General features: G+C 66.9%; 21 protein-coding genes. 9 read left to right on the forward strand and 12 right to left on the reverse strand.

From position 1 onward, the window contains the following. Positions 1-61 precede the first annotated feature (61 nt). On the forward strand, positions 62-2,683 hold the full coding sequence (gene ligD / locus P0Y52_04955) for a DNA ligase D (GenBank protein WEK58888.1): 2,622 nt from the start codon (positions 62-64) through the stop codon (positions 2,681-2,683). A 416-nt stretch (positions 2,684-3,099) separates the two neighbouring features. Here the strand turns inward: ligD and P0Y52_04960 are convergent, their stop codons facing one another. Then, on the reverse strand, positions 3,100-3,780 hold the full coding sequence (locus P0Y52_04960) for an SDR family oxidoreductase (protein ID WEK58889.1): 681 nt from the start codon (positions 3,778-3,780) through the stop codon (positions 3,100-3,102). Positions 3,781-3,995: 215 nt separating this feature from the next. Between P0Y52_04960 and P0Y52_04965 the strand changes: the two genes are divergently transcribed. The 8 genes from P0Y52_04965 to P0Y52_05000 all read left to right on the forward strand — a co-directional run bounded on the left by P0Y52_04965 (position 3,996) and on the right by P0Y52_05000 (position 12,232). Continuing rightward, the gene (locus P0Y52_04965; protein ID WEK58890.1) at positions 3,996-4,805 is read left to right on the forward strand and encodes an enoyl-CoA hydratase-related protein; all 810 of its coding nucleotides are present in this window, start codon (positions 3,996-3,998) and stop codon (positions 4,803-4,805) included. A 151-nt stretch (positions 4,806-4,956) separates the two neighbouring features. Beyond that, positions 4,957-5,922, forward strand: coding sequence for a LysR family transcriptional regulator (locus P0Y52_04970; protein ID WEK58891.1), 966 nt, complete (start codon positions 4,957-4,959; stop codon positions 5,920-5,922). A gap of 174 nt (positions 5,923-6,096) precedes the next feature. Continuing rightward, positions 6,097-7,098, forward strand: coding sequence for a Rieske 2Fe-2S domain-containing protein (locus tag P0Y52_04975; protein ID WEK58892.1), 1,002 nt, complete (start codon positions 6,097-6,099; stop codon positions 7,096-7,098). A 37-nt stretch (positions 7,099-7,135) separates the two neighbouring features. Continuing rightward, positions 7,136-7,684 (forward strand): 6-carboxytetrahydropterin synthase, encoded by a 549-nt coding sequence (locus tag P0Y52_04980; protein WEK58893.1) that lies wholly within the window; start codon positions 7,136-7,138, stop codon positions 7,682-7,684. Then, positions 7,681-8,376 carry an SDR family NAD(P)-dependent oxidoreductase gene (locus P0Y52_04985; GenBank protein ID WEK58894.1) on the forward strand — a complete coding sequence of 232 codons (696 nt, stop codon included), beginning with the start codon at positions 7,681-7,683 and terminating at the stop codon, positions 8,374-8,376. Before P0Y52_04980 ends, P0Y52_04985 begins: the two co-directional genes overlap by 4 nt. Positions 8,377-8,500: 124 nt before the next feature. Further along, positions 8,501-9,922: an MFS transporter gene (locus tag P0Y52_04990; protein ID WEK58895.1), complete on the forward strand. Its 1,422-nt coding sequence runs from the start codon at positions 8,501-8,503 to the stop codon at positions 9,920-9,922. Then, positions 9,919-11,472, forward strand: a complete 1,554-nt coding sequence (locus P0Y52_04995) for a FadD3 family acyl-CoA ligase (protein WEK58896.1) — start codon at positions 9,919-9,921, stop codon at positions 11,470-11,472. Before P0Y52_04990 ends, P0Y52_04995 begins: the two co-directional genes overlap by 4 nt. Next, positions 11,462-12,232 carry an SDR family oxidoreductase gene (locus P0Y52_05000; GenBank protein ID WEK58897.1) on the forward strand — a complete coding sequence of 257 codons (771 nt, stop codon included), beginning with the start codon at positions 11,462-11,464 and terminating at the stop codon, positions 12,230-12,232. Before P0Y52_04995 ends, P0Y52_05000 begins: the two co-directional genes overlap by 11 nt. Before the next feature lie 61 nt (positions 12,233-12,293). On the opposite strand, the gene P0Y52_05005 is transcribed toward P0Y52_05000, so the two are convergent. From P0Y52_05005 to P0Y52_05055, 11 genes are read right to left on the reverse strand one after another with little or no spacing between them, the layout of a single operon-like run. Then, positions 12,294-13,475, reverse strand: coding sequence for an acyl-CoA dehydrogenase family protein (locus P0Y52_05005; GenBank protein WEK58898.1), 1,182 nt, complete (start codon positions 13,473-13,475; stop codon positions 12,294-12,296). Between the two features lie 9 nt (positions 13,476-13,484). Beyond that, positions 13,485-13,808, reverse strand: coding sequence for a 2Fe-2S iron-sulfur cluster-binding protein (locus P0Y52_05010; protein ID WEK58899.1), 324 nt, complete (start codon positions 13,806-13,808; stop codon positions 13,485-13,487). Continuing rightward, positions 13,808-15,010: an acetyl-CoA C-acyltransferase gene (locus P0Y52_05015; protein ID WEK58900.1), complete on the reverse strand. Its 1,203-nt coding sequence runs from the start codon at positions 15,008-15,010 to the stop codon at positions 13,808-13,810. Before P0Y52_05015 ends, P0Y52_05010 begins: the two co-directional genes overlap by 1 nt. Positions 15,011-15,019: 9 nt before the next feature. Then, positions 15,020-15,448 (reverse strand): MaoC family dehydratase, encoded by a 429-nt coding sequence (locus P0Y52_05020; protein WEK58901.1) that lies wholly within the window; start codon positions 15,446-15,448, stop codon positions 15,020-15,022. 32 nt (positions 15,449-15,480) lie between these two features. Continuing rightward, positions 15,481-16,260, reverse strand: a complete 780-nt coding sequence (locus P0Y52_05025; GenBank protein ID WEK58902.1) for an SDR family oxidoreductase — start codon at positions 16,258-16,260, stop codon at positions 15,481-15,483. Next, on the reverse strand, positions 16,257-17,417 hold the full coding sequence (locus P0Y52_05030; protein ID WEK58903.1) for an acyl-CoA/acyl-ACP dehydrogenase: 1,161 nt from the start codon (positions 17,415-17,417) through the stop codon (positions 16,257-16,259). Before P0Y52_05030 ends, P0Y52_05025 begins: the two co-directional genes overlap by 4 nt. A gap of 10 nt (positions 17,418-17,427) precedes the next feature. Beyond that, entirely contained in the window at positions 17,428-18,339 is a 912-nt protein-coding gene (locus P0Y52_05035) for an SDR family oxidoreductase (GenBank protein ID WEK58904.1), read from the reverse strand. An 11-nt stretch (positions 18,340-18,350) separates the two neighbouring features. After that, positions 18,351-19,502 (reverse strand): acetyl-CoA C-acetyltransferase, encoded by a 1,152-nt coding sequence (locus P0Y52_05040; GenBank protein ID WEK58905.1) that lies wholly within the window; start codon positions 19,500-19,502, stop codon positions 18,351-18,353. After that, positions 19,492-20,568 (reverse strand): acyl-CoA/acyl-ACP dehydrogenase, encoded by a 1,077-nt coding sequence (locus P0Y52_05045; protein WEK58906.1) that lies wholly within the window; start codon positions 20,566-20,568, stop codon positions 19,492-19,494. Before P0Y52_05045 ends, P0Y52_05040 begins: the two co-directional genes overlap by 11 nt. Before the next feature lie 2 nt (positions 20,569-20,570). Continuing rightward, complete coding sequence (locus tag P0Y52_05050) at positions 20,571-21,731, reverse strand: acyl-CoA dehydrogenase family protein (GenBank protein ID WEK58907.1); 1,161 nt, start codon at positions 21,729-21,731, stop codon at positions 20,571-20,573. A gap of 11 nt (positions 21,732-21,742) precedes the next feature. Next, a complete protein-coding gene (locus P0Y52_05055) occupies positions 21,743-22,492 on the reverse strand; it encodes an enoyl-CoA hydratase family protein (GenBank protein ID WEK58908.1) in 750 nt (249 codons plus the stop codon). Positions 22,493-22,500: the final 8 nt, after the last annotated feature.

Here is a 22,500-nt window from a genome sequence, read left to right on the forward strand (position 1 = left end):
GCGTGACAGGATCATTAGGCGAGACCGGCCGTTCCCTGCAACGGACAAGCCGGAGGATGGAATGACGACCGCCAAGCTCGCTGCCTACAAGAGCATGAGGGACTTCTCGAAGACAGCGGAGCCGTCAGGCGAGCAAGTTAGCGTGGGGCCGTCCGCAGCCCTGCGCTTCGTGATCCAGAAGCATGCCGCCAGCCATCTTCATTTTGACTTGCGTCTGGAATGGGAAGGCAGCTTCCGCTCATGGGCTGTGCCGAAAGGCCCGTCGCTGGATCCCGGGGACCGCAGGCTGGCCATGGAGGTGGAGGACCACCCTCTCGACTACGGCGATTTCGAAGGCACGATTCCCAAGGGCCAGTATGGCGGGGGAACCGTCATGCTCTGGGACCGGGGTTACTGGGCGCCCGAAAAGGGATTTGAAGCCGTGAGCGCCGCGCTCGCCAAGGGCGAACTGAAGTTCGTTATGGAAGGGGAGCGGATGCATGGGTCCTGGGTCCTCGTGCGGATGAAATCCGACGAGAGGAAGAAGACCAAACCTGCATGGATGCTCATCAAGCACCGTGACGAAGGCGCCGTCGAGGGCAATGCCGGCGGACCTGATGACGCTGATCGTTCGGTCGCCTCCGGGCGCACGATGGAGGAAATCGCCGGCGGCAAACGAAAGGCCGTAAAGCCCTTTTTGACCCGGAAGGGCCCTGACGCCGGCGCCGTATGGGAGAGCGCGCGGGCGACCCATTCGACAGTCAGTCCGGCGCCTCGTCGCGGAAAGGCTGTCGCCAGGCCTTCTGCGGCCACTGCGCTTCCCGAATTCATCGAGCCTCAGCTGACCATGTCGTCTGCGAAGCCGCCGCGCGGGCCTGATTGGGCGCATGAGATCAAGTTTGACGGCTACCGCATGCAGCTTCGGACGGAGAAGGGAAGGGCTGCGATCCGGACACGAAAGGGACTCGACTGGTCGCGGAAGTTTCCCGAGATCGTGTCAGCCGGCGCCGAACTGACCGACGGAATTGTGGACGGGGAGGTGGTGGCGCTGGATCATGCCGGCGCTCCTGATTTTGCGGCGCTGCAGGCTGCGATCTCCGAAGGAGGCACACGGGACCTTGTTTTCTTCGCCTTCGATCTTCTGTTCAGCAAAGGGGAAGACTTGCGGGACATGCCGCTTTCCGAACGCAAGGCACGCCTTGCAACTGCGCTTTCCGGTGCGCCGACCAACCTGCGCTTTGTCGATCATTTCGTTTCGGCGGGGGATGCTGTCCTGCAATCCGCCTGCCGCATGGATCTGGAAGGCATAGTGTCGAAGCGGCTCGACGCGCCCTATCAGTCAGGCCGCAGCGCCACCTGGACGAAGTCCAAATGCCGTCAGGGGCACGAAGTCGTCATCGCCGGATGGACGACGACAGGCGACGCCTTCCGTTCTCTTATTGCTGGCGTCTACAGGAACGGCGAACTTGTCCATGTCGGGCGGATCGGAACGGGCTTCGGTCGCGATACGGTGGCGCGCATCATGCCGCGCCTGAAGGCTCTTGAGACCGGGCAGAGCCCCTTTAAGGGCAAGATGAGCCCCAGGAAGACGGCCGGAGTCCACTGGATCCGACCCGAACTGGTGGCGGAAATCGAGTACGCGGGATTCACCGGCGACGGGGCGATCCGCCAGGCGGCTTTCAAGGGACTTCGCGAAGACAAGCCGGCCGCTGAGGTGCAAGCAGAGGTTCCGGCGCCCGCCAAGACGACGGTTCTCATTGACCCGGAGGCAGCTGAGCTTAGCACGCGGGTCGTCAAGCCGCGGGGCTCAGCCTCTGTCATGGGAATGACTATCTCGAATGCTGACAAACCTCTTTGGCCGGACGACGGGCAGGGCGGTCCTGTCACCAAGAAGGACCTCGCAGAATACTATGCAGCGGTCGGCGAGTGGATGCTGCAGCACGTAAAGGGCCGCCCCTGTTCCATTATCCGGATGCCTGACGGCATAGAGGGCGAGCAGAAGTTCTTTCAACGGCATTCGGGCAAGGGGCAGTCCAACCTGATCACCGAGGTAGAGGTGCGGGGGGACAAGAAGCCCTACCTGCAATTTGACCGGGTCGAGGCCCTTGTGGCCGCCGCCCAGGTCGGCGCTCTGGAACTGCACCCGTGGAACTGCGCGCCCTTTGCGCCGCTCCAGCCAGGGCGTCTGGTTTTCGATCTCGATCCTGCCCCCGATGTGGCGTTCGAGGCCGTCATAGAAGGCGCCAAGGAAATCCGTGATCGACTGGACCGGCTGGGCCTGGTCAGCTTCTGCAAAACGACGGGGGGTAAGGGATTGCATGTTGTGACCCCCGTAATCGCCGAGGGGATCGACTGGGACACGGCCAAGACCTTTGCGCGAGACGTCTGCAAGCGCATGGCGGCGGAAGCCCCGGACCGCTATCTCATCACCATGGCGAAGAAGGATCGGACAGGAAGGATCTTCCTCGACTATCTGCGCAATGATCGCATGGCGACGGCGGTAGCCCCCCTGTCTCCGAGAGGCCGCCTAGGGGCGCCTGTTTCTATGCCGCTGAACTGGAGCCAGGTGAAACGCGGGCTGGACCCGCTTCGATTTACCGTGCGCAGCGCGCCCGCCCTCGTCCGCAAGCTTACGGCCTGGGAGGATTATGATCAGTCAGCACGTCCTCTTGCCGTTGCGATCGAGCGTCTAGGCCGGGCCTGAGCTCAGGCCGTGCGGATGAGCGTATAAGCCAAAGAATGCGGGCGAAGGTCCGCGGCGGACGGTCTCTACGGCTGCGGCCGGCTGGCGGACGAGATAACCTTGAGGCCTCTACGAGACGGGATAATTTTTTTCAAAGTAACGCTCCGTATGGTATTCTGCATCTCTGGATGCATCCTGCCGGTTCGGCTGGAAAACTGGTGGTCCCGTGTTGTCAATACGTCTCGAAAGATGACGTAATCACGCGTTTTTTACATCGGTTAATTTTCTCAATGTTTTCAGAATACTTGAATTTCGTCGGTTTCTGGATCAGCGTTAGCTGGTCGAGCTTGAGGGAAATTTCTGTAAATACAAATAGTTATACGGGTTTTGCGCCATCGCGTGGGAGTGAGGGAAGCCCGCGTCGGCGGAGGCTGCCGCTAGACGCGCCCCTTGACCGGCAGGAGCGCGCCCGTCACCGCCGAGGCGGCGTCGCTGGCGAGGAAGAGCATGGCCGCCGCCAGCTCACTCGGCTGGACCCAGGTCGAGAAGTCGGAGTCGGCCATGTCGGCGCGGTTGGCGGGGGTGTCGATGATGGAGGGCAGGACGGCGTTGACAGTCAGGGCGGTCGCCTTGGTCTCTTCGGCCAGGGCTTCGGTCAGCTTATGCACGCCGGCCTTTGAAGCGGCATAGGCGCCCATGCCGGCGCCGGCCTGAAGCGCGCCCAGGGCGCCGACGTTGACGATGCGTCCGGCGGTCGATTGCGACAGATGGGGCAGGGCGGCGCGACAGGCGTTCAGCACCGTCGTCAGGTTCATCCGGTGCATCCGCTCCCAGTTCTCCAGCGGGCCGTCGGTCATCTGCCAGACGAAACCGCCGACCGCGTTCAGCAGGCAGTCGATGCGGCCAAACCGCTGAACCACGGCGTCGATGGCGCTCGCGGCGGCGGCGGGATCGGTCAGGTCGACGCCGCCGAGGCGCATCCAGTCGTCGCCGTCAGCACGCTCAACGGGACCGAAGTCGATGGCGGCCACCGCGTCGCCGCGCGCCAGGGCGGCGTCCGCGATGGCCCGTCCGAGCACGCCTGATGCGCCGGTGATCACTGTGACTCGCTTGCTCATCGCACTCTCTCGTATTCGGCTTTCGTGCAGCTTCGGGCGGCGGCGCGGTCGGGTCAAGGCGGGCGCCGAGCCCGGCCTTCGCCTAAAAGCCTCTCCTACGTAAACAGTGATTTTCCAGCGAGCTTCCTCGGCGCCTAGCCGTTGTCGGAGCGGGGCTTTACCGCCTTAACTGTCTTTCCTCCGGGGCAGGTTCCCGGTGCTGATGGATCGGCTTCATGTCTCTTGTTCAGGTCGAGAACGACGGCGGAGTGGCGGTTGTGAAGCTCAACCGGCCAGAGAAGCACAACGCCCTGAACGCCGAGATGATGGTCCGCCTGGCCGAGGCTTGGGACCAGATCGCACAGGACGATAGCGTCAGAGTGGTGCTGCTGACCGGAACGGGCGACCGGGCCTTTTGCGCCGGGGCCGACCTGGGTTCGTTGGCGCCGTTGGCGACAGGGGCGAAGGCGCCCGATACGGCCTACGAACAGCGCTGGGTCGATGAGCACCAGTCTTTGGTGGACCGCGCCCTGCTGCGCCACACCGACTTTCTCAAGCCCGTGGTGGCGGGGGTTAACGGACTGGCGGTGGCCGCCGGGTTCGAGCTGATGCTGGGCGCGGACATCCGCGTGGCGTCGACGGCCTCGACCTTTCAGTTGAGCGAGGTGCGGCACGGCCTGATCCCCAGCGGCGGATCTCTGGCGCGCCTGCCGCGTCAGATCGGCTGGACGAACGCCATGGAGATCATCCTGGCGGCCAGCGTCATCGAGGCTGACCGCGCCCTGACGATGGGTCTGATTAATCGCGTCGTAGCCCCCGAGGATGTGCGCGCCACGGCCAGGGATCTTTGCGACCGGATTGCCGAAGGGGCGCCTCTGGCTCTGAGCAAGGCCAAGGAGGCGATTCTGCGCTCCAGCGGTTGCGACCTGCCTGGGGCCTTTCAGATCGAAGAAGAATGTCAGGCCGTGGTCATGGCCAGCGAGGATGCGCGCGAGGGGCCGCGGGCCTTCATGGAACGCCGCGCGCCCCTGTTTGTGGGTCGCTAGCCATGAAGCGCTGGATCGTCAGTTTTCTGAATAGTTTCGTCACGCGAACAATTGTCATGATCAGGCGGACATGTAGGGTGAGCGTCAGGGCCGGATGCAGCACGTGGGGGCGTGAGGCGATGGACCGCGTAGCGTGTGGCCGGGGGAGGCTGTGATTTCTATCTGGGACGGCATCGAAGAGTATATTTCGGTTGTGGAGACGGGCAGTTTCACCGCCGCCGCCGACCAACTGGGCGCCTCCAAGTCCTTCGTCAGCAAGAGGGTCAGCGAGCTGGAGACGCGACTGGGGGTGCAGCTGCTGAAACGCACCACGCGCCAGGTGTCGATGACCGCCATCGGCGAGCGCTTCTACGCCTCGTGTCGGGACATGCGCCGCTCGCTGGCCTCGGCCAGTCACGAGGCGGCGCAGATGCAGCAGACGCCGACCGGCAAGCTGAAGGTGTCGTTGAACGACACCTTTGACGTCAACTTCATCTCGGCGGTCATCGCGGACTTCGCCTGCCAGTATCCCGGCGTGGGCATCGAGGTCCACGCGGGCTCGCGCGAAGTCGATCTGATCGGCGAGGATTTCGATGTCGCGATCCGCTACGGCGACCTGATCGACTCTAGTCTGCGGGCCGCCCGGATCGGCTACCTGTCCTTCTGCATGTGCGCCTCGCCCGCCTATCTGGCCGAGCACGGGACGCCCAAGGGGATCGCCGACCTGAAGAACCACATCTGCCTGTCGGACCTGAGCGGCCACTGGTGGTTCAACTCCACCGACGGCGCCGAGAAGGTGCGGGTCAATGGCCGGTGGAAGAGCAACAAGGGAGCGGCGTTGCGGGTCGCGGCGGTGCGCGGCCTGGGTCTGGCTCAGCTGCCGATCGCCTTCGTGCGCAGCGAACTGGCGTCGGGCGCTCTGGTCGCGGTCGAGGACGAGTGGAGCTATTACGACCGTGAGGCCTGGGCCATTTTCGCGCCGGGCACGCCGGTGCCGGCGACGCTGCGGTTGCTGCTCGACTTTCTTTCCAGCCGCTTCGCCCGCACCCAGCTGCGGCCGTGGATGCAGACCTCGCTGGCCGAGCTGGACGTCTTCCTGGCGGGCGGAAGTTCGCTCGAGATGGAGAAGGTCAGCTGAAGCCCGCGCGGACCGATTGTCCGTCCGTACGAACGCTCAGTCTGACCACGACGCCTTATCGCTGCGTCCGATCTTGATAACGTGCGGGCTCAGTCTGCACCGTCACAGGCGGGCAGGCACCGCTATCGCTGAACTTTAGACGTCGGGCCAACCGGCGCTTTGGGAGGATTATCCATGGTCGACCGGTTCCCCATGCCGATTCCGTTCGGTTGGTTCTTTGTCTCCTATTCGAATGAGTTGGAGGTCGGCGACGTCAAGCCGGTCCGCTATTTCGGCGAGGATCTGGTGCTGTATCGCACCGAGGGCGGCGTCGCCGGTCTGGCCGAGGCCTATTGTCCGCATCTGGGTGCCCACATCGGTCACGGCGGGGTCGTCGAGGGCGAGACCATTCGCTGCCCCTTCCACTCCTGGGCCTTCGACCTGAGCGGCGCCTGCAAGGAGATCCCCTATTCGCGGATCATTCCGCCGGCGGCGCGCAAGCCGGGCTGCCTGAAGACCTATCCGATCACCGAGACCAACGGCGTGGTCTGGGCCTGGCATCACCCGCAGGGCGTGGCGCCGATGTTCGAGGTCGAGGTGCTGGACGAGGTGTCATCGCCCGACTGGGGCGCGCCGATCCGTTATGAGTGGACCTTCGACAGCAATCCGCAGGAGATCGCCGAGAACGGCGTCGACCTGGCCCACTTCAAGTACGTGCACAAGATGGACGCGGTGCCCGAGGGCGAGAGCCACTATGAGGGCCACATCCGCCGCAGCCTGGCCGCCGGCCAGCGCACGATGGAGCTGCCGGACGGCACGGTCCGCACCCTGGATACCGAGGTCCGCACATTGCAGACCGGCGCGGGTCAGAAGTCGACCCGTTTCAAGGGCATGGCTGACCTTCTGCTCCAGGTCCTGGCCACCCCGGTCGAGCATGACAAGGTCGAGCTACGATTCGAATTCCGCCATCCGAAGTTCCCGGAAGGCGCGCCCGAGAATGAGATGATCCGCCGCTCTATCGCCGGCATCATCGGTCAATCGGGTGTCGAGGGGGATATTCCCATCTGGCACACCAAGATTCACCGCGTCCGCCCGCTGTTGTGCGACGGCGACGGTCCGGTCCTGCGCTTCCGCGAGTATTTCGAGCAGTTCTACCAGTTCGACGGCGACCCCGCCGCCCGCGTCGCAGCTGAATAGCCGCACCTTTCCCTTTACCGAGTAGACAGGCGTTCTGATGGGAATGGCGATGGGATCGGAAAAGCGCGCGCACGAGCCCGCGCCGATTCCGATCCAGCAGTGCTCGATCCGGATCGACAAGGAGGACATCAAGTTCTCCGCCGGCCACTTCACTCTGTTCGCTGATGGCGCGCGGGAACGGCTGCACGGCCATAATTTCAATGTCGCCGCGATCATCTCGACGCGTGTGACGGCGCATGGAATGGCGTTTGATTACAACATCATCAAACGCGCGCTTCGAGCCTTGTGCGAGGAGCTGGACGAGTATGTCCTGATCCCGACGCTGGCGCCCTCGCTGGCCGTCAGCACAGTCGGGCGCAGCGTGGTCATTGTGTTCGGCGAGGACGAGTTCCGTCTGCCCGCCGACGACGTGCGCTTGCTGCCGATCCGCAATACGACCGTCGAGGAACTGGCCGCCTATCTGCTGAACCGGCTGGTGGCGCAGGAGGCCTGGTCGGCGCGCTGGGGCGTGACCGAGATCGCGCTGGAGGTTTCGTCCGGCCCCGGTCAGTCGGCCCAGTGCCGCTGGCGGAGTGTCGGCGCATGAGGCGCGGCGTCGTCGTGACCGGCGGCAGCCGCGGCATCGGTCTGGCCACGGCGCGGCTGTTCCAGAGCCTCGGTTATGAGGTGATCAGCCTGTCACGATCAGCGCCGCCGACTGCGGAGATCGAACATCTGGCCGGCGACATCACCGACCTGGGCTCGGTCGAGCGCGGGGCAGAGGTCCTGATTCAGCGCGTGGCCGACTGGGACCAGACGGTCCTGATTCACAACGCCGCCATCCATCGGCATGACACCGTCGCCACCTTGTCGCCCCGCGATTTTCTGGCCGTGCTCAGCGCCAATCTGGCGGCGCCCCAGGCCCTGAACCAGGCTCTGACCCCGATGATGAAGCCGGGGTCCTCCATCCTCTATGTCGGCTCGACCCTGGCGGAGAAGGCGGTGCCGGGCGCCGCCTCCTATGTCGCCAGCAAGCACGGCATGGTCGGCCTGATGCGGGCGACCTGTCAGGATCTGGCGGGCAGCGGCGTCCACACCGCCTGCATCTGCCCCGGCTTCACCGACACGGAAATGCTGCGCGCCCACGTGGGCGACGCGGTGGAGGCGATCACCGGCATGGTGACGGCGGGTCGCCTGCTGAAGCCCGAGGAGATCGCCGAGCTGATCCGCGTCTGCGCCGACAGTCCGGCCCTGAACGGGGCCGTTCTGCACGCCAACCTGGGCCAGATCGAACGGTGAGCCGAGTGTTCGTGATGGGAAACAAAGCCGTCGTTCAGGCGGACTTATCCCGATGGCGCCGCTGAATATAGTCGAGTGATCGGATCGCTTCCGTCGCCCTTTTCATCCCTGAGAAAGATCATTGATGACCGTCCTGGATGATGCGCCAGTAACCCGGGTGATCCCCGATGACGAGCCGGCGATGAAGGCTGGCGAACCTGCAGCCAGTGTCGAGAAACAGCCGTCGAACGCCTATGCCTGGGCGGTCGTGATCCTGCTGTTCGTCTGCTACACGATCTCGGCGATCGACTCTCGGGTCATGACCCTGATGGTGTCGGACATCCGCCAGGATCTGAAGCTGGACGACTTCCAGATCAGTCTGGTCCAGGGCTTCGCCACCGTGCTTCTGGTCGCGGTCGCCGCCGTGCCGATCGGGCGCATCGTCGACAACGGCCGCAATCGCGGCAAGCTTCTGGCCGGCGGCATCGTCCTGTGGTGTCTGGCCACGGCGGCCAGCGGTCTGTCGCGGACCTTTGGTCATCTGTTCGGCGCGCGGGTGGCGGTGGGCATCGGGGAATCCACTCTCGGCCCGACCGCCTATTCGCTGATCAGCGACTATTTCGAGCCCAAGCGCCGCGCCTTCGCCATCAGCGTTTTCGCCCTGGGCTATCCGGTCGGCGGCGGGCTGGCGCTCGTCATCGGCGCCTATGTATTGCAGCTGGCCAAGGCGCACGGCGCGGTGGTCGTCCCGATCATCGGCCTGGTTCAGCCCTGGCAGATGGTCTTCTTCGTCGTCGGCCTGCCGGGCCTGCTGGTCGCCGGTCTTGTCGCCATGATCCGCGAGCCTAAACGCCATGCATCGCCGACGGCGGTGATCGGCGTCGAGCGCCTGACCCTGCGTGAAACCGGGGCCTTCCTCGCCCGTCGCTGGAAGGTCTATTCCTCGCTGATCGGCTCGGTCTCCCTGTTGGGGATGCTCGCGATCGGCACGGCCATCTGGTACCCGACCTTCCTGATCCGCACCTATGGGATGAGCGCCACCGAGGCGGGCTATTCCTTCGGCATCCTGATGATCGTCTGCGGCGGTCTGGGCAATCTGACCGGGGGTTGGTTCTCGGGCTTCTTCATGCGTCGCGGCCATCCGGGCGCCAATCTGAACATCATGATCTGGGTGACGCTGGTAAAGGTCGCGCCTCTGGTAGTTGGGCCGCTGATGCCGACGGCGGGCGGGGCCCTGCTGTTGATGGGGATCGCCACCTTCATCGGCCAAGGCACCAACAGCGTCGCTTTGGCTTCGTTGCAGGACATCACCCCCAGCCGCCTGCGCGGTCAGATGACGGCCCTGATGCTGATGTGCGTGACCACCATCGGCATGGCCCTGGGCTCCAGCGTTATCGCCGCCGTGACCCAGTTCGTTTTCCATGACGACAATGCGCTGCGCTACTCGCTGGCGATCCTGCCGGCCATCATCGGCCCGCTGGTGGCGCTGATGTTCTTCATGGCCCGCAAGCCCTATCGCAACGCCATGATCGAAATGGGCGAATGGCACGAGAAGAAGAAGCCATGAGCGTCGCCACCCTGCCTCAGGCGGTGATCGCCGCCGCCGCCCGCTTCGGCGAGGCCCTGGCCATCGTCGATGATGAACACCTGACATTCGCCCAGCTGGAGCAGCGCGTGCTGCAAGGCGCGGCGGCCCTGATCGAGACAGACCTCAACCCCGGAGACCGGGTCGCTATCTGGGCCCCGAACAGCGCGGAATGGATCGTCGCCTGCCTGTCGGTCCAGTCGGCCGGCGGGGTGGTCGTGACCATGAACACCCGGCTGAAGGGGCTGGAGGCGCAGTACATTCTCGACAAGACCCGCGCCCGCATCCTGCTGACGGTCGGCGACTTCCTGGGACAGGACTACCGCACCCTGCTGGACGGGCTGGACCTGCCGCATCTGGAGCGGACGCTGACGCTGGACGGCGACTGGACCGCCTTCGCGGCAACTGGCCAGGATCTCGAGCGCGCCCGCGCCGCCATGCTGGCGGTCAAGGGTGAAGACCCCGCCGACATCCTCTTCACCTCGGGCACCACGGGCCATCCCAAGGGCGTGGTCAGCGGCCATGCCCAGAGCGTTCAGGCCTTCACCTGCTGGGCCGATTGCGCCGGGCTGGGCGAGGGCGACCGCTATCTGATCGTCAATCCCTTCTTCCACACCTTTGGCTACAAGGCCGGCTGGCTGGCCTGCCTGTTGAAGGGGGCGACGGCCTATCCGATGGCGACGTTCGATCCGGTGCGGGTAGTCGAGCTGATCGAGGCCGAGGGCATCACGGTCCTGCCCGGACCGCCGACCATCTTCCAGCAGATGCTGGCCAGCAGCGCCGAGACGGGCGTGACCCTGTCCTCTATCCGCGTCGCCGTGACGGGGGCCGCCTCGGTGGCGCCGTCGCTGGTGCAGCGGATGCAGGATGAACTGGGCATCCGCAATGTCCTGACCGCCTATGGCCTGACCGAGAGCTCGGGCATGGTGACGATGAGCCAGATGGGCGACGGCGTCGAACGCATCGCCAACAGCTGCGGCAAGCCTATTCCCGGCGTCGAGGTGATGTGCGTCGATCGTCTCGGCGAGCCGGTCGCGACCGGGCGCGAGGGCGAGATCTGGGTGCGCGGCTTCAACGTCATGGCCGGCTATTTCGAGGACGCGGCCGCGACCGCCGAGGCGGTGGACGCCGACGGCTGGCTGCACACCGGCGACATCGGCTGTTTCGACGCCGACGGCTATCTGCGGGTCACGGACCGGATGAAGGACATGTTCATCACCGGCGGCTTCAACTGCTATCCGGCTGAGATCGAACGCATCCTGTCGGCCCACCCGGCCATCGCCCAGGTGGCGGTGATCGGTACGCCCGACGAACGCATGGGCGAGATCGGCAAGGCCTTCATCGTTCTGCGGTCTGGCGCCGAGGCCAACGCCGAGGAAATCCGCCAGTGGTGCCGCGCCAACATGGCCAACTACAAGGTCCCGCGCCTGTTTGCCTTCATCGACGCCCTGCCGGTCAATCCGGCGGGCAAGGTGCAGAAGTTCCTGCTGGCCGCCATGCCTTCCGACGAAGGTCTGCGCCATGTCGGGTGAGGGTTCGGTCACGGTCGATCTGGCCGGGCAGGTGGCTCTGGTCACGGGCGGGGCCAAGGGCATCGGCAAGTCCATCGCTGAGGCTCTGCTGGAGGCGGGATGTCGCGTCGTCGTCTGCGGTCGCAGCGCGCCAGAAACCCTGCCGACGCATGACGGCCATAAGGCCGAGTTTGTACCCTGCGACGTGCGCGTCGCCGATCAGGTACGGACCCTGGTCGATGGCGTGGTCGAGCGCCACGGACGGCTGGACATCGTCGTCAACAATGCCGGCGGCTCGCCCATGGCCGAGGCCTCGACCGCCTCGCCCCGCTTCAGCGACGCCATCGTGGCGCTGAACCTGATGGCGCCCCTGCACGTCTCGCAGGCCGCCTGGCGGCATATGCAGGCGCAGCCGAACGGCGGCTCCATCGTCAACATCTGCAGCGTCTCCGGCGTGCGGCCCTCGCCGGGCACGGCCATCTATGGCGCGGCCAAGGCGGGGCTGATCAACCTGACCCAGAGCCTGGCGATGGAGTGGGGGCCGAAAATCCGCGTCAACGCCGTCATCGTCGGTCTGATCGCCACCGAGGGCGCGGCGGATCACTATGGCGCGGGTCACGCCGCCATCGCCGAGGCCCTGCCGCTGAAGCGCATGGGCGTCGGGCGCGATATCGCCAATGCGGTTCTGTATCTGTCTTCGCCCTTGGCGTCCTACGTCAGCGGGACGCGGCTGTCGGTCGACGGCGGCGGCGAACGGCCTTCTTTCCTCAACCTGGTCTAGGCTCCGGCCAGGACCGGCGAACTGGGCCTCTCCGATGCGGAGAGGCCCAGTTTTTATGCTGTCAGGCGTGCAGGGCGCCGCGGGCTTCGCGGGGCAGGCCCAGGGCGCGTTCGGCGATGATGTTGCGCTGGATCTGGTTGGTGCCGGCGTAGATGGTCTCGGCACGCGACATCAGATGCATGTGGGTCAGGGCGTTGAAGTCAGCTTCACCCGTGCCGATCTGACCCGACAGACCCTGAACATCCATGGCCAGTTCGCCCAGCGAGCGATGCCATAGCGCCCAGTAGAGCTTGTAGGTATAGGCGCCCGAGGTCGGGGTCTGCGGGTCCTGATTGGCCAGCATCCGCAGGGCGCTGGCGCGCATGACGGTCAGGCCGACATGGGCCTTGGCCAGGCGCTGACGGATCAAGGGCGAGCGCGCCGCGCCATTGGTTTTTGCGAGGGCGACCAGCTCTTCCAGCTCGTTCCTGAAATGCATCTGCTGGCCCAGGGTCGAGACGCCGCGCTCGAAGGCCAGGGTGGCCATGGCGACCTTCCAGCCCTCGCCCGGCTGGCCGACGATGTTCTCGGCCGCCGTCTCGGCGTTGTCGAAGAAGACCTCGTTGAACTCGGCCTCGCCGGTCATCTGGCGGATGGGGCGGACGGTGACGCCGGGCTGATCCATCGGCACCAGCAGATAGGCCAGGCCGCTGGCTCCGCGCGTGCCGGAATCGGCGCGGCAGATGACGAAGACCCAGTCCGAGAACTGGGCCATCGAGGTCCAGACCTTCTGGCCGTTGATGATCCAGCGACCGTCCTTCAGCCAGGCGGTGGTGCGCACGTTCGACAGGTCCGACCCCGCGTTGGGTTCGGAATAGCCCTGGCACCAGATGTCGGCGCCCGAGGCGATGCCGGGCAGGAACTGCTGCTTCTGCTTTTCCGTGCCGTGCAGCAGAAGGGTCGGCCCGGCCAGCTCGACGCCGATGTGTCCGATGCGCGAGGGCGCTTTGGCGCGGGCGTATTCCTCGGCGAAGATGACCTGTTCCGCGATGCTGGCGCCGCGACCGCCCCATGCCTCGGGCCAGCCGATGCAGCCGTAGCGCGCCTCGCCCAGCGCGGCCTCCCATTCCCGGCGTTCGGCAATGGCGTCGACGTGGTTGTTCAGCCCGCGCAGGTGGGCGAAGGGGCCGGACAGCTGCTCGTCCAGCCAGGTTGCGACCTGACGACGAAAGCCCTCGTGTTCGGGTGCGAAATTGCGGCTCATCCCAGCCTCCTAGATGGCTTCGGCGATGGTCAGGGTCAGGCCGTCCAGGGCGTCGCTCATCTGGATCTGGCAGGCGAGACGCGATGTGGGACGGACCTCGATCAGGTCGCCGATGGCCTCGATCATCTCGCGCTCGTCGCCCTCGGCCTGGGTCAGCTTGGCCAGCCAGGCGTCGTCGACATAGACGTGGCAGCTGCCGCACGAACAGGCGCCGCCGCAAGTGCCCTCGACCGTGGTGCCGCCGTCGCGCAGGGCTTCCATCAGCCGCCGCCCGGACGGAACCTCCAGCGCCAGTTGCCGGCCGTCCTGCTGGGTCACGAAGATCTGGGGCATCAGAACACCTCGAACAGGGCGGCGGCGCCCATGCCGCCGCCGACGCACATGGTCACGACGGCGTGCTTGACGCCGCGACGCTTGCCTTCAAACAGAACGTGGGCCGCCGTGCGCACCCCGGTCATGCCGAAGGGGTGGCCCACCGCGATGGCCCCGCCGTCGACATTGAACAGTTCCGGGTCGATTCCCAGAGTGTCGCGGCAATAGAGGGCCTGACAGGCGAAGGCCTCGTTCAGCTCCCACAGACCGATGCCGGAGACTTTCAGTCCGTGACGGGCCAGCAGCCGGGGCACGGCGAAGACCGGGCCGATGCCCATTTCGTCGGGGCGGCAGCCGGCGACGCTCATGCCCAGACAGGCGCCGAGCGGCGACAGGCCCGCGCGCTCGGCGGCGGCGGCCTCCATCAGCACCACGGCGGCGGCGCCGTCCGACAGCTGCGAAGCGTTGCCTGCGGTGATGTGGCGGCCCTGCTTGATGATGTCGCCGTCCTTGAACACCGGCTCCAGCGCTGCGAGGTTTTCCAGCGTGGTCGAGGCGCGCGGGCCTTCGTCGGCGGTCAGGGTGACAGTCTCATGGCTGATCGCCCCGGTGGCCTTGTCCACGACCTGCTTGCGCGTGGTCAGGGGCGCCAGTTCGGTGGCGAAGCGGCCCGCGGCCTGGGCGGCGGCGGTGCGCCGCTGACTCTCGAAGCTGTACTGATCCTGCGCCTCGCGGCTGATCCCATAGCGGTCGGCGACCAGTTCGGCGGTCTCGATCATCTGCATATACATATGCGGCGAATGGGCGAGGACGCTCTCGTTGCGGGCGCGATAGGCGTTCTTGTGCTTGTTCTGGGTCAGGGTGATGGACTCGACCCCGCCCGCGACCACGATTTCCATGCCGTCGTCGCGCACCTGTTTTGAAGCCGTGGCGATAGCCATCAGGCCCGAGGCGCACATCCGGTCAACAGCCATGCCGGCGACGCTGTCGGGGAAGCCGGCGGCGGCGGCGGTCAGGCGGCCGATGTTGTAGCCTTGCGTGCCTTGCTGGGCGGCGCAGCCGACGATGACGTCCTCGATGCTGGCGGGATCGACGCCCGCCCGGCGCACGGCCTCGGCGGCGACATGGCCGGACAGGGCCGTGGCTTCGGTGTCGTTGAAGGCGCCGCGATAGGCCTTGGCGATCGGGGTGCGGGCGGCGCTGACGATGACGGCTTGGCGCATGAAATCTCTTTACGGATAATAGCGGCTGATGGCGTCGAGGACGCAGGCCGGCTTGGCCTCGCCCTCGATCTCGATGGTGATGCGGACGGTGGCCTGGACCGATCCGGCCTTGGCTTCCTCGGCGTGCAGCAGGACGCCCGAGCCGCGCAGACGCGATCCGACCCGGACGGGGGCGAGAAAGCGGATGTTGTCGCAGCCGACGTTTACGCCCACCGAAAAGCCCTGCACCTCGATGATCTGGGGCAGGAAGAGGTTGGCCAGCGACACGGTCAGATAGCCGTGGGCGATGGTGGCGCCGAAGGGGCCGCTCCTGGCGCGTTCGGGATCGACGTGGATCCACTGGTCGTCGCCGGTGACGTGGGCGAAGCCGTCGATCCGGTCCTGATCGATCTCGACCCAGTCGCTGACGCTGAGCGCTTCGTCGCTCAGGCCCAGCATGGCCTGTGGGGTCTCAAAGACGCGCATCCGGCTCAGGCCCGCTGGCTCGAGACCGACAGCACTTCGCCGGCCATGTAGGACGACAGGTCCGAGGCCAGGAACAGCATGGCGTTGGCCACTTCCCAGACCTCGGCGGGACGGCCAAAGGCCTCCTGCGCCGCCAGCGACTGCAGCAGTTCCGGCGTCGTTACCTTGGCCAGGAAGGCGTGCATGGCGATGGAGGGGGCGACGGCGTTGATGCGCACGCCATGCTCGGCGGCTTCCAGCGCCGAACAGCGGGTGAAGGCCATGACCCCGGCCTTGGCGGCGGCGTAGTGGGCCTGAAGCTTCTGCGCTCGCCAGCCCAGAACCGAGGCGTTGTTGACCACGGCGCCGGCGCCTTGGGCGTACATGATCGGCAGGAAGGCGCGGCTCATGCGGAAGACGCTGGTCAGAGTCACGTCGATGACGCGGGCCCATTCGCCGTCGGCCATGTCCACTACGGCGGTCGAGCCGCCCAATCCGGCGTTGTTGACCAGGACATCGACCCGGCCCAGCGCCTCGACCGCGCGGGCGGCCAGGGCCTGGACCTCGGCCTCGACGGTGACGTTGCACAACTGGGTGGCCGGGCGCTGGCCGACGGCGGCCTCGATGGCGTCGGCGGCCTCGTTCAGGCGACGCTCATGCAGGTCGCTGATCAGTAGGGTCGCGCCTTCCTCGGCGAAGCGCTTGGCGACGGAAAAGCCGATGCCGGTGCCGGCGGCGGCGGTGATGACGGCGGTCTTGCCCTGCAACAGGTTGCGAGCGACCGGATAGGGCGGGGCAGGGGTCATGTGGCGGGCTCCGACGCCTCGTCCAGACCCATCAGGCCGGCGACGGCTTCGTAGTGATGTGAGGGGCCGCCCAGCAGGGCGGCGCTGGCGCGGGCGCGCTTGAAATAGAGATGGGCGTCATGCTCCCAGGTGAAGCCTATGCCGCCGTGGATCTGGATGGCGTCGCCCGCGCATTGCAGGAAGGCCTCGGAGCAGCAGGCCCCGGCGACAGCGGCGGCCTCTTCCATCTCGTCCGGCACATCCAGCAGACGCACGGCGTAATAGAGGGCCGAACGGGCGGATTCCACGGCCATCATCATGTCGGCCAGCTTGTGCTTGATGGCCTGGAACGAGCCGATGACGCGGCCGAACTGGACCCGTTGCTTGGCGTATTCAGTGGTGATTTCCAGCGTCCGCTCGGCCCCGCCCAGCTGCTCGGCGGCCAGCATGACGGTTCCGACTGCCAGCATTCGGCGGATGGCGTAGGCCGCCTGGCCGGGCGCGCCCAGCAGGGCGTCGTCGCTGACGCGGACTTGATCAAAGCGCACGCGGCTGAAGGGTCGGGTCAGGTCCAGACTGGTCAGGCGCTCGACGCTGATCCCTGGCCTGTCGGCGGCGAGGGCGAGCAGGCTCAGACCCTCCCAGCCCGTCGTCCCTTCGATCCGGGCGATGACGATCAGCAGATTGGCGGCGTGGCCCATCAGGACGTATTCGGCGGTCCCGTTCAGCGTCCAGCCGTCGCCGTCCGCCGTCAGATGGATGGCGACATCGCCGGGAACGGGCGCGCCGCTGGCGCCGGTCAGGCAGACGGCGGCGCGGATTTCGCCCTCGATCAGCCGGGGCAGGAACTCGGCCTGGCGCGCTTCGCAGCCCGCCGACATCAGGGCGGGCAGGGCCAGACCCAGGGTGGGAAACAGCGGGGCCGCCGTCAGGGTGCGTCCGGCCTCTTCATGTAGGATGGCCAGCTCGACCAGGCCCAGGTCGCTGCCGCCGAAGCGTTCCGGCGCAGCGACGCCCAGCCAGCCCATTTCCTGGGCCATGGCGCGCCACTGTTCAGCGTCCCAGCCGTCGGCGGATTCGATGGCGGCGCGCAGGCGGGCCGAACTGCCGTGTTCGTCCAGAAACGCCCGGGCGCTTTCCGCGATGGCCAGTTGTTCGTCGCTGAGGGTGATGTTCATCCGCCCGCCCTCAGCCCGCGCCATAGACGGCTTGCGCCGGGGTGCGCTGGGCCAACAGGTCTTGGACGACGGCGCCGACCTCGGACGGACGCCAGCGGCGGGCCTGGTCCACGCCGGGGCCGTTGCGCCAGCCTTCGGACAGCATGATTCGCCCGCCCTGCAGTTCGAAGACCTGGCCCGTCACCTCGGCGGACTGGGCGCTGGCCAGCCAGACGACGGTCGGTGCGACGTTGGCGGGATCGTTGGCGTCGAAACCGTCCTCGGGCGCCTGCATAGCGGCGGCGAAGGCGGTCTCGGTCATCCGGGTGCGCGCCGCCGGGGCGAGGGCGTTGGCGGTGATCCCATAGCGGCCCAGTTCGGCGGCTTGCACCAGGGTCAGGCTGGCGATGCCGCCCTTGGCCGCCGAATAGGCGCTCTGACCGATCGACCCCTGAAGGCCCGCGCCGGACGAGGTGTTGATGATGCGGGCGTCAGGATTGCGCCCCGCCTTCTGCTTGGCGCGCCAGTAGTCGACGGCGGCGCGGCTGACGCAGAAATGGCCGCGCAGGTGGACGCGCAGCACAGCGTCCCATTCCTCGGGCGTGCAGGAGACGAACATCCGGTCGCGCACGAAGCCGGCGTTGTTGACCACGGCGTGCAGGTCGCCAAAGGCGTCGAGCGCCGTCTGGACCATGCGCTGCCCCCCCTCGACCTCGGTCACGTCGTCGGTGTTGGCGACGGCCTTGCCGCCCGCCGCAATGATCTGATCGACCACGGCCTGAGCCGCGCCGACCATCTGAGCGGCCTCGCCGTGCGTGCCGACGCCCAGGTCATTGACGACGACCTTCGCCCCCTCGGCGGCTAGAGCCAGGGCGTAGGCCCGGCCCAACCCGCCGCCCGCGCCCGTGACGATGACCACGCGGCCTTCACAGATACCGAACATGGACGCTTCCCTCACAGACGCTCGATGATGGTGACATTGGCCTGACCGCCGCCCTCGCACATGGTCTGGAGGGCGTAGCGGCCGCCACGGCGCTCCAGTTCGTTGAGCATGGTGGTCATGATGCGCGCTCCGGTGGCCCCCAGCGGGTGGCCGAGCGCAATGGCGCCGCCGTTGACGTTGACCCGGTCGCGCGGAATGCCGAGCTCCTTCATCCAAGCCATGGCGACCGAGGCGAAGGCCTCGTTGCACTCGAAAAGGTCGATGTCCTCGATCCTCAGGCCGGTCTTTTCCAGCGCGTGGCCGGTGGCCGGGATCGGCGCGGTCAGCATCCAGATCGGGTCATCGCCGCGCACTGAGATGTGGTGGATGCGGGCGCGAGGCTTCAGGCCGTGATCCTTCACGGCTTTAGGCGAGGCGATCAGCAGGGCGGCGGCGCCGTCGGCGGTCTGGCTGGCCACGGCGGCGGTGATGCGGCCGCCGGGCGTCAGCGGCTGAAGCGTCGCCATCTTTTCCAGCGAGGTCTGGCGCGGGGTCTCGTCGCGCGTCACGCCTTCCAGCGGGATGATCTCGTTGTCGAAACGTCCGGCCTCGGCGGCGTCGAGCGCGCGCTGATGGCTCTCCAGCGCGAATTGCTCCATCTCGGCGCGGCTGATGTTCCATTTGTCGCCAATCATTTCGGCCGAGCGGAACTGGCCGACCTCCTGTTCGCCATAGCGGGCCCGCCAGCCGGTCGAGCCGCGGAAGGGGTCGGCGAAGCCATAGGCCTGGCCGGCCAGCATGGCCGCCGAGATCGGGATGGCGTTCATGTTCTGCACGCCGCCGGCGACGACCAGATCCTGGGTTCCGCTCATCACGCCCTGGGCCGCGAAATGCACCGCCTGCTGGGCCGATCCGCACTGGCGGTCGATGGTCACGCCGGGGACGTGTTCGGGCAGGCCCGCCGCCAGCCAGCAAGAGCGGGCGATGTCGCCGGCCTGAGAACCGATGGTGTCGCAGCAGCCGAAGACCACGTCCTCGACCGCCCCGGGATCGACCCCGACGCGCGCCATCAGGGCCGACAGGACGTGGGCGCCCAGATCGGCCGAATGGACGTGAGCCAGTCCGCCCTTCTTGCGCCCGACCGGGGTGCGGACAGCGTCGATGATATAGGCCTCATGCGGCATGGGCGGCGTCTTCCTTCAGGGCGGCCCAGGCGAAGCTGTGGTCGATGTCGGGGGAGGAGAGGGCGCGCGTCTTGACCCGCGCGCGGTGGAAGCTTTCGTCGCCCCAGGCGCCGGTCAGCGCCAGGCCGCGCTTCAACAGGAAGTGGACGTCCACCTCCCACGAATAGCCCATGGCCCCGTGGACCTGGATGGCGGTGCGGGCGGCCAGAGACGCGGCCTCGGTTGCGGCCAGCTTGGCGTGCGAGGCGCGGGCGCGCGACAGGGCGTTGTCGGCGGCGCGCTCGGTCGCGGCGGCGAAGACGACGGGGCGGGCGAACTCGATCTTGACCTGAGCCGTGGCCAGCAGGTGCTTGACCGCCTGATTGACGCCGATGGGCTTGCCGAACTGGGTGCGTTCCTTGGCGTAGTCGACGGCCAGTTCGACGTTGCGTCCCGCCAGACCGATGCACTGGGCGGCGGCGAAGATGGCGCCGCGCTCGAAGGCGATCTCCAGCAAGGGGGCCGCCGTCGCGTCGGCAGCGATCAGGGTGTCGGCGGACGGCGTCCAGACCACGCGCGACAGGCGACGGAAGGGATCGATGCTGGGTTGAGCGATCAGTTCAACCGCCGAGCGCTCGACCAGATGCAGGGCGCCGTCGTGGACCAGCAACAGGGCGCCCGCCGTCTCGGCGTCGGCGATGAAGGGATTGGAAGGGTGGCCCAAGGCCACGGTCGTCTCGCCCGCCAGCGCCTTGTCCAGCCACTCAGTCGCGCGCGGATGATCGACCGCCGCCAGCAGGGGCAGGACCACGCCCGCCAGTTCGACCAGAGGCTCGGGCAGGTCGGCGTGGCCACAGGCTTGAGCGATCAGGACGAAGTCGATCTCGTCCAGACCCAGGCCGCCTCTGGCCTCAGGGACCATGACGCCGGTCAGGCCCAGATCGATAATCTGACGCCAGCGCGCATTGTCGCGCGCATGCCCGCTGTCCATCAGGCGGCGAAGATGCGCGCCCGTGCATTCGGCCCGCAGCAGGCTGCGAACGACCTCGGCGATGGCCTGTTGTTCGTCGGAGAAGGTGAAATCCATGATCAGCCTCTCGGCAGGCCGAGCAGGCGCTCGGCGATGATGTTGCGCTGGATCTCGTTTGATCCGGCGTAGATCGGCCCAGCCAGCGAGAACAGGTATCCGACCAGCCAATCGCCGGTTTCCTCGTCGTCGGGCGCGCTCGTCAACAGCTCGGCGCGCGGCCCCAGGATGGCCATGGCCGTCTGGTGCAGGGCGATGTCCATCTCGGACCAGAAGATCTTGTTGCAGCTGGCCTCGGCCCCGATCGTGCCGCCCGCCGTCAGGCGACAGGCCGTCGAATAGATCGACAGGGCATAGGCCTCGGCGTTCATCCAGGCCTGGGCCACGTCGCGCCCCAGCGCCGGATCGACCTCAGCTTCATGGCGGCGATAGAGGGCGGCCAGTCGGCGCGCGGCCTCCTGATAACGGGCCGGACTGCGCAGCATCAGGCCGCGCTCGAACCCGGCGGTGGCCATGCAGACGTGCCAGCCCTGACCCTCTTCGCCCAGCCGGTTGGCGACGGGCACGCGGGCGTTCTCGAGGAAGATTTCGGCGAAGCCGGCCTCGCCGTCGATCTGCGGGATCGGCTGGACGCGGACGCCGGGCGTCTTCAGGTCCATCATCAGCAGGGACAGACCCTTGTGCCGCGACGACCCCGCCTCGGTGCGGACCAGGACGAAGGCCCAGTCGGCGAAGACGGCGCGCGAGGACCAGATCTTGTGGCCGTTCAGGACATAGTCGTCGCCGTCGATGACGGCGGTGGCGGCGACGGCGGCCAGGTCGCTGCCCGCCTGCGGCTCGGACCAGGCCTGGGCCCAGATTTCATCGCCGGCGGCCATGGCGGGCAGGAAGCGCGCCTTTTGCTCCGGCGTGCCGAACTCCATCAGGGTCGGGCCCAGCAGGAAGATGCCGTTCTGATTGACCCGGCCCGGCGCGCCCGCCCGGTAGTATTCCTCTTCGAAGATCAGCCACTGGACGAGGTCCAGCGCCCGGCCGCCATAGGCTTTCGGCCATGTCACCATGCCGAAATTGCCCCGGCTCAGGGTGCGCTCCCACTCGCGGTGGGCTTCGAAGCCTTCGACGGTGTCGAACGAGGGCAGGGGCTTGGCGGGCACATGGCCGGCCATCCAGGCGCGCACCTCGTGCCGAAAGGCCGTCTGCTCAGGGGTGTAACTCAGGTTCACTGGGAGGACCTTCAGAACTGGGCGGTCTTGTTGTCGTGGACGAAGGCGTCGCGAGAGGCCTGGCTGTCCGCGTGCATGTACATTTCCAGGGTGAAGCCCTGCTCGAAGCGGTAGCCGTGGTCGACATCGCGCGGCTCCAGCCCGTTCAGCGCCTGCTTGGCGAGAACCAGGGCGGTGCGGCTCTTGGCGGCGATGACGGCGGCAAAGGCGCGGGCCTCGGCGTGGAGCTGATTGCGCGGGACCAGCTTCTCGACGCCGCCCAGACGCCAGGCGTCCTGAGCCGTGATCCTGCCGCCGGTAAAGAAGGCGGCGCGCACGGTGTGCAGGGGCAGCATCCGCGACAGGTGCGAGGCCCCGCCCATGGCGCCCCGGTCGATCTCGGGCAGGGAGAAGTAGCAGTCGTCCGAGGCGATGACGGTGTCCGCCGCGCCGCAGATGCCGATGCCGCCGCCGATGACGAAGCCGTGGGCCGCGACCACGACCGGCACGGGGCAGTCGCGCACGGCCTTGAAGGTCAGGTAGTTGCCCCGGTTCAGGGCCACGATCCGCTCGGGATGGGCCTGCATCTCCTTGATGTCGACGCCGCCGCAGAAGCCCCGTCCCTCGGCGCGGATCAGGACGCAGCGCACGTCTTCGCGGCTGCCGACCTCGGTGATGAGCCCCGGCAGGGCGTTCCACAGAGTGGAGTCCAGGGCGTTGACCGGCGGGTGGTCGAGGATGACCTCGCCGATGCGGTCGTTGATGTCGGTGCGGATGGGCATATGGGGTT

The sequence above is a fragment of the Candidatus Brevundimonas phytovorans genome, assembly GCA_029203145.1.
GTDB classification, from domain to species: Bacteria; Pseudomonadota; Alphaproteobacteria; order Caulobacterales; family Caulobacteraceae; genus Brevundimonas; species Brevundimonas phytovorans.